The organism is Pseudomonas sp. ANT_H4, assembly GCF_008369295.1.
GTDB lineage: Bacteria > Pseudomonadota > Gammaproteobacteria > Pseudomonadales > Pseudomonadaceae > Aquipseudomonas.
Genome location: NZ_VOBG01000088.1, coordinates 1 through 613, shown reverse-complemented (window position 1 = coordinate 613; position 613 = coordinate 1). Strand labels below are relative to the sequence as shown.

The following is a 613-nucleotide window of genomic DNA, read 5'->3' as shown; positions in this document are numbered from 1 at the left end:
CCAGGAGGCGCCACCCGCGAATTCAGCTACAACCCCTACGGCAAAATCACCGCCGAGCGCGATGAACTCGGCCGTGTCACCCGTTACGAGTACGCCGACGGCCTGCACCTGATCAGCCGACGCATTAACCCTGATGGCACACAACTCAAATACCGCTACGACAACACCCGGTTACTGCTGACCGAGATTGAAAACGAGGTTGGCGAAACCTATCAGCTCGTCTATCACGCCAACGGCCTGATCCAGCAGGAGATCGGGTTTGATGGTCGGCGCACTGCCTACGCCTACGACCTTAACGGCCATCTGCTGGCAAAGACCGAATACGGCGATGACGATAGTCAGCTGGTTACTGACTATCAACGGGACACAGCCGGTCGACTGGTACGAAAAACCCTGCCCGACGGCAGCCGTGTCGATTACACCTACGACCGCCTCGGCAATCTACTCAGCGTCGACGACGGCCACTGGCCGCTCAATTACGAATATGACATTCAGAACCGCCTCACGGCCGAGCACCAAGGCTGGGGCACCTTGCGCTATGGCTACGACCACTGCGGCCAGCTCAAAAGCCTGCGCCTGCCGGACAACAATCGTCTCGTTTTCCAGCACGACA

Annotated in this window: 1 pseudogene; it reads left to right on the top strand. The window is 58.6% G+C overall.

The features are described 5' to 3' along the window. Positions 1-613: pseudogene (locus FQ182_RS29675) on the top strand (RHS repeat protein); the annotation flags it as partial.